Source organism: Pseudomonas abyssi, assembly GCF_002307495.1.
Taxonomy (GTDB): Bacteria; Pseudomonadota; Gammaproteobacteria; order Pseudomonadales; family Pseudomonadaceae; genus Halopseudomonas; species Halopseudomonas abyssi.
The window spans coordinates 1-6,606 of sequence record NZ_NTMR01000051.1; the positions used below are offsets into that span (position 1 = coordinate 1).

Consider the following 6,606-nt stretch of genomic DNA (forward strand, 5'->3'; position numbering starts at 1 on the left):
GGATAGTGTTTTACTCGACTTCGGCACTACTCCCGACCAAGGCCCTCGGCAGAGGTGCTTGCGAAGGAGCGCGACATGTCGCGCCCGCTTCTTGATACCAGCACAGAGGCCGCGCGGCCAAGGCATGCTCTGGCCCTATGGGAGCTTCCACAGCCCACGTATCGCGGCAACGCCCTGTGCACCCGCGTTATGCGCAGACGCCAAGTCGGCGCCAGTAAGCCCACCCAGCAGATAAACCGGCAGGCGACAGTTGTTGAGCATGGCGTGGGCCTGCTCCCAGCCCAATGGATTGGCTTCCGGATGTGACGCTGTAGGCAGCAAGGGCGACAGCACAGCAAAATCTACTCCAAGCCTCTCCGCCATCTGCAGCTCCTCGGCGTCATGGCAGGATGCACTGAGCCAGCGCTCAGCGGGTAGAGGGCGTGCTGGTTCCGGCTGGCTGCACAGTGCACGTAGCTGCCGTGATGTCAGGTGCCACCCGGCACTGGGCTCTGGAGTTGGCTGATCGCCCTTGAGCATAAAGGTGGCCCGTGCGCCGTAGCGCTGTAGCACGTCCTTGCAAAGAGCTCGATAGCCTTGGGTATCAAGCTGGGTTTGGCGCAGTTGAATCAGGCGAATGCCAGCGTCGATTGCGTGCTCAATGCCCTGTAGCAACTCTACCGCTGTGCAATCGGGCGTAATCAGATAGCGCTGGGGGAGTCGGGCTGCTGCCACGATAGGCTGGTTGGCCGCCGGAAAGTCATAGCTTGGCAGTTGCTGTTCGGTTACCCATTGGACCGGTTGGCCTTCTGCGCCGTGCGCCGTGCCCGTGAACTCGGATACTTCCCAGACATCCAGTCTGATGTGCTTGTCCGGGTAATTGTGCTGCAGGTCAATCAGTGGTCGAGCTTGCTGCACGGTTATACCCAGCTCCTCACTCAGCTCACGTTGCAGCGCCTCCAGGCGGCTCTCGCCCGGCTCGAGCTTGCCCCCCGGAAACTCCCATAGCCCGCCCTGGTGGGCGTCGTTGGGTCTTTTGGCAATCAGAATACGACGTTCGGCGTCGCGAATCACCGCAGCCATGACATGAATGCGGCGCACCGTCATTGCTCCGGCAGGTCGTCAGAGAACAGGTCCTGCTCTTCATTCTCGCCGCCGGGGATGACATGTTCTTCGGCGGCCCAGGCGCCTAGATCGATCAGCCGGCAGCGCTCGCTGCAGAAGGGGCGTTGTGGAAATTGATCAGTCCAGGACACCGGGGCCTGACAGGTGGGGCAGTTGACGGTCAGCGTCATTGGGGGCGCTCCAGCAGTTCCAGATAGCGTTTGTGCAGTGCGTCTACCTGCGCGTGCAAGGCGGCCAGGTCACCGTCGTTGGTCAGCACGTCATGAGCGTGACGCATGCGCTCTTCACGCTGGGCTTGCGCCTGCATGATCGCGCGCACTTGGGCCTCGGGAACGGCGTCACGCTCGACGGTGCGGGCTAGCTGCATCGCCTCTGGAACGTCGACGACGATGACGCGAGAGGTCAGGTTATTCTGTCCGGACTCTACTAGCAGGGGAGAAACCAGCAGGGCGTAAGGGGAGTTTGCCGACTGCAGGTCGGAGATGATCTCGTCGCGGATCAGTGGGTGCAGCAGCTCCTCCAGCCATTGCCGCTCCTGCGGGGCTGCGAAGACCTTTTCGCGCAGGGCGCTGCGATTCAGGCTACCGTCCTTCAGCAGGATGGCTTCGCCAAAGCGATCAACGATATGGGTGAGTGCTGGGCGGCCGGGCTCGACAACAACGCGGGACTTCTGGTCGGCATCCACAACATGAATGCCGTGAGCGGCAGCAAAGCGGTTGGCGGCAGCAGTTTTCCCGCTGCCGATCCCGCCGGTCAGGCCTATGATCATCCGGGGTTCCTTCAGTCAGGCAGCCAGCGATCTGGTCGCCCGGGGAGGGCAGCTCAGAAGCCGGCGAAACGCAAATAGTGGTCGGTGATTGTCTCACCCCAGATCAGTGCGATCCAGCCGGCGATGGCCAGGTAGGGCCCGAATGGCAGTGGGGTGCTGTTGCTAGCACCACGTGCCTTGAGAATTATGATGCCCAAAATCGCACCGACCAATGACGACAGCAGGATGGTCAGTGGCAATACCTGCCAGCCACCCCAGGCGCCCAGCATGGCCAACAGCTTGAAGTCGCCGTAACCCATGCCTTCCTTGCCGGTAACCAGCTTGAACAGCCAGTAAACCGACCACAGGCTCAGGTAGCCTGCTACGGCGCCCCATAGCGCGGTGTTGAGGTCGGTGTACACACCAAAGTTGTTGAGGATCAGGCCTAGCCACAGCAATGGCAGGACGATGATGTCCGGTAGCAGTTGGGTATCGGCGTCAATCATGCTCAGGCAGATCAACGCCCAAGTGAGCACCAGCATGCCCGCGGTTGCCAGGCCAAAGCCCATTTGCCAGGCAACCAGCATGGACAGGCCGGCAGTGAGCAGCTCGATTGCCGGGTAGCGCAGGCTGATCGGCTCCTTGCAGTTGCCGCAACGGCCACGGAGCAAGAGGTAGCTGATGACCGGTATGTTCTGCCAGGGTTTTATCTCGGTCTTGCACTTGGGGCAATGCGAGTGCGGCAGAATCAGGTTGTATGTGGCAGGTGGCTCATGCTCGCGGTCTGGCTCAAGAATCTCCCGCGCCTGCTGCTGCCACTCAATCTCGAGCATGCGCGGTACGCGCAGAATGACTACGTTGAGAAAACTGCCAATGATCAGGCCCAGGAGGCCGGCGAGCAAAATAAAGGCCAGCGGGGTGCTGGCCAGATAAGAGCTGAATTGCATGTGTTTAGACGACGTTACCGAGCTGGAAGATTGGAAGGTACATGGCGATGATGAGGCCACCTACCAAGACGCCCAGCACACACATGATCATCGGCTCAAGTAGTGTCGTCAGGTTGTCAACTTTGTTGTCAACTTCCGCCTCGTAGTAGTCCGCTACTTTTTCCAGCATTCCGTCCAGGTTACCTGACTCCTCGCCGATGCCGGCCATTTGCACAGCGAGCGAAGGGAACACATTGGTGGTGCGCATTGAGAAGTGAAGTTGAGAGCCGGCAGAGACGTTCTCTTTGATTTTCATCACCGCGTTGTAAAACACGACATTACCTGATGCTCCGGCCACAGAATCAAGGGCATCTACAAGAGGTACGCCGGCCGCAAAGGTTGTCGACAGCGTACGCGCATAACGCGCTACGGCAGCCTGATAAATGATTTCGCCTACAATGGGAGCTTTGAGTAAGGTCCTGTCCTGGAAGTCTCTAAAGGCTTTGGATCGACGGTGCGCTTGCCCATAGGCATAACCCGCGATGATTATCATAACCAGCAGGATGAACCACCAAGATTGCAGCCATTCGGATAACGCGATGACGAAGGTGGTGAACGCGGGTAGCTCGGCGCCAAAGTTAGAGAAGACCTCTTGGAAGCTTGGAACTACTTTCAGCAGCAGAATGGCGGTCACGATAATCGCTACCACAATAACTGCAATCGGGTAGGTCATCGCCTTCTTGATTTTGGCTTTGAGGGCCTCGGTTTTCTCTTTGTAAGTCGCGATGCGGTCAAGTAGCGACTCGAGACGACCGGACTGCTCCCCCGACTCGACAAGGTTGCAAAAGAGGTCGTCAAAGTGCTGAGGATGCTGGCGCAGGGAATCTGCCAGCGTGTTACCAGCAGCCACATTGGTTTTTATCTCGTTGACGAGCTTCGCGAGGTTGGGGTTTTCAGCCCCTTCAGCGATGATTTCAAACGCCTGAATGATGGGCACGCCAGACTCCATCATTGTTGCCAGTTGCCGTGTAAAAAAGGCAATGTCTAGCGGCTTGATCGGTTTCGCCCGCTTGCTGAACAGGGTGGACTTGCGGTTGATCTTGGTGACCAGAATCCCCTGTTTTCGCAGCTGGTGCTTGATTAGGGCTGCATTAGCGCCCTGAATCTCACCAGTGATTTTGGTGCCTTTACGATCTTTTCCCTCCCATTTGAAAGGGAAAAGCTTTTCTTCCTTGGCCTTTTTGGCGGCGGCAGGGGTCTTTTTAAGTGCTGCTTGTTGCGCCATGACTTAGTCCTTGGTCACTCGGTTTACTTCCGCCAGACTGGTCACGCCCTCTTCGACCTTCATCAGGGCTGACTGACGTAAGTTTCTGAAGCCCTCGCTCTGGGCGACGTCTGAGATCTGAATCGAGTTGCCGTCTTCCATGATGATGCGTTGCATGGCCGGGGTGATCCTGACGACCTCATAGATACCAACACGTCCTTTATAACCGTCTTTGCAATTTTCGCAACCCACAGGGCCATAAATTGTCAGCCCAGCATCAATTTTTTCGGTGGAGAACCCTTCTTCGATCAGTGTTTCTCTTGGAACCTCCATCGGCTTCTTGCAGCTTTTACATAGGCGTCTGGCAAGGCGTTGCGCGATGATGAGATTTACCGATGTGGCGATGTTGAAAGATGGGACACCCATGTTGCGCATCCGCGTCAGTGTTTCAGCGGCGCTGTTGGTGTGCAGCGTCGACATCACCATGTGGCCCGTTTGTGCGGCCTTGATGGCAATTTCAGCGGTTTCAAGGTCGCGGATCTCACCCACCATGATGATGTCTGGGTCCTGGCGGAGGAACGCGCGCAGGGCTTTTGCAAAATCCATCCCCTGCTTGGGGTTGACGTTGACCTGGTTGATGCCCTCTAGGTTGATCTCAACCGGGTCTTCGGCAGTTGATATGTTCCGCTCACTGGTGTTCAGGATATTCAGGCCCGTATAAAGGGAAACTGTCTTGCCTGAGCCGGTGGGCCCTGTGACCAAGATCATGCCTTGCGGGCGTGAAAGCGCCGCCAGATACATCTGCTTCTGGTCATCTTCGTAGCCCAGGGCATCAATACCCATTTTTGCGCTTTCAGAGTCGAGGATACGGAGTACTACTTTCTCGCCCCACAATGTAGGTAGGGTATTAACCCGGAAGTCGATGGCCTTGTTTTTGGATATCTTCAGCTTGATGCGGCCGTCCTGCGGTTTCCGACGCTCGGCGAGGTCCATCGAAGACATAACCTTCAGGCGAGCAGCAATGCGAACACCGAGCTGCTGCGGGGGTTTTGCCACCTCGTGGAGGACGCCGTCGGTGCGAAAACGTACGCGATACACCTTTTCGTAAGGTTCAAAGTGTAAATCAGAAGACCCCATACGCACGGCGTCTAGCAGCATTTTGTTCACGAATCGAACGATTGGGGCGTCATCTGCATCGGAGCCGCCCTCCTGCTTTTCGTCATCTTTTACGGCCTGGACGTCAAGTTCATCCAGGTCGTTATCCGTGATGTCTCCCAAGCCGCCGGTTGGGTTGTCCAAGTATTTTTCTATCGCATTATGCAGTTTGTCGTCTTCCACGATTACTGCATCGGTCATCAAGCCTGTGTTGAACTGAATGTCGCTAAGCGCTTGTTGATTGGTTGGGTCCGATAGGGCCAGGTAAAGTCTGGAGCCTCTCTTGAATAGAGGCATAACGTTGTGTTGGCGTATCAGCTTTTCACTGACCAGCTCGCTGGGCTGCGCCTCTTTTTCCAGTGCTGCCAGATCAAAGTAGGGGTAGCCGAACTCGTCTGCGCACACCATGGCTAGCGACTTTGCGTCGGCAAGCTTTCGTTGGACGAGGTGGGTAATGAACGGGATCTTATCTTGCGCTGCCTGTTGAGATGCTTTGCTCGCGGCTTCCGAGCTTAGGATCCCTTCTTGCACGATACGGCGTGCGAGCCCTGATAAAACGGGAGTTTCCATGAGGCCTTAGGTTCCAATCAATCGTTACGCTTTACTCTTCACTATAGTACACGTGCCTTACTAATTGCACTGTTGTGCGGGTTAAGGCGTACGGGGTCTTTGATGTGTGACAAAAAAAGTCACTTTCGGCCTATTTGTGTGAGCTTTCGCGTCGTGGCTACTGCTCAATTTGGTTGGAAAAGCTTTAGCGATAGGGCTTTGCAGCGGATGGCACAGCATTTGCTTTTACGTCAGGTAGCCAACCGGCTATCTCACAAAAGGAGTTTACTATGAAGGCTCAAAAGGGTTTTACCTTGATCGAGCTGATGATCGTAGTCGCGATCATCGGTATCCTGGCTGCCATCGCACTGCCGGCCTACCAGGACTACACCGCTCGCGCCCAAGCTACTGAAGGCTTGAAGGCAACCGCTGGTCTGCAGGCTGATATCGCTGTGGATTCTGCAGAGGCCGCTGCGGCTGCTGCTAGCGCCACCACCATCGCTTCGGCGCTGCTGCTTGATGGTCAATATTTTGATCCGGGTGATGTAACCGTGAGCAACGCTGGTGTCATTACTGTTGCTTTCACTGACGGCGCTTTGGCTGGTACCAGCATGACTATGACTCCTGGCGTTACTGCTAGCGGTCAGATCTCCGGCTGGACTTGTGCCGGTACTATCGATGCCGCCCACATTCCGTCTGGTTGCCGCTAACGGATAGGTGGAAAGAGTTTTAGCAGTAGTTACACGCGCTGCTTGTTGACTCTTATCGATGAAAACCCCCGGCTTGTCCGGGGGTTTTTTATGGGCGCCGTCTGAGTCTGGACGCTATCCTGATTGACGGTAAGCGTACAGGGAATACAC

At 56.4% G+C, this 6,606-nt stretch carries 7 protein-coding genes; 1 reads left to right on the forward strand and 6 read right to left on the reverse strand.

Features of this window, described 5'->3' with window-relative positions; genetic code table 11:
- Nucleotides 1-135 precede the first annotated feature (135 nt).
- The 6 genes from CNQ84_RS20055 to pilB are packed head-to-tail and all read right to left on the reverse strand — an operon-like array spanning nt 136 to nt 5,767.
- Nucleotides 136-1,080, reverse strand: a complete 945-nt coding sequence (locus CNQ84_RS20055; protein WP_096006525.1) for a Nudix family hydrolase — start codon at nt 1,078-1,080, stop codon at nt 136-138.
- Between the two features lie 2 nt (nt 1,081-1,082).
- Nucleotides 1,083-1,274 (reverse strand): DNA gyrase inhibitor YacG, encoded by a 192-nt coding sequence (yacG, locus tag CNQ84_RS20060; RefSeq protein WP_096006519.1) that lies wholly within the window; start codon nt 1,272-1,274, stop codon nt 1,083-1,085.
- Complete coding sequence (gene coaE, locus CNQ84_RS20065; protein ID WP_096006520.1) at nt 1,271-1,873, reverse strand: dephospho-CoA kinase; 603 nt, start codon at nt 1,871-1,873, stop codon at nt 1,271-1,273. The genes yacG and coaE overlap by 4 nt, the downstream gene beginning before the upstream one ends.
- A gap of 53 nt (nt 1,874-1,926) precedes the next feature.
- The gene (locus CNQ84_RS20070) at nt 1,927-2,799 is read right to left on the reverse strand and encodes a prepilin peptidase (protein WP_096006521.1); all 873 of its coding nucleotides are present in this window, start codon (nt 2,797-2,799) and stop codon (nt 1,927-1,929) included.
- 4 nt (nt 2,800-2,803) lie between these two features.
- Complete coding sequence (locus CNQ84_RS20075) at nt 2,804-4,063, reverse strand: type II secretion system F family protein (RefSeq protein WP_096006522.1); 1,260 nt, start codon at nt 4,061-4,063, stop codon at nt 2,804-2,806.
- A 3-nt stretch (nt 4,064-4,066) separates the two neighbouring features.
- A complete protein-coding gene (gene pilB / locus CNQ84_RS20080; RefSeq protein WP_096006523.1) occupies nt 4,067-5,767 on the reverse strand; it encodes a type IV-A pilus assembly ATPase PilB in 1,701 nt (566 codons plus the stop codon).
- A gap of 269 nt (nt 5,768-6,036) precedes the next feature.
- Here pilB and CNQ84_RS20960 point away from each other — a divergent pair, with 269 nt between their 5' ends.
- On the forward strand, nt 6,037-6,456 hold the full coding sequence (locus tag CNQ84_RS20960) for a pilin (RefSeq protein WP_096006524.1): 420 nt from the start codon (nt 6,037-6,039) through the stop codon (nt 6,454-6,456).
- The last annotated feature ends 150 nt before the right edge of the window (nt 6,457-6,606 follow it).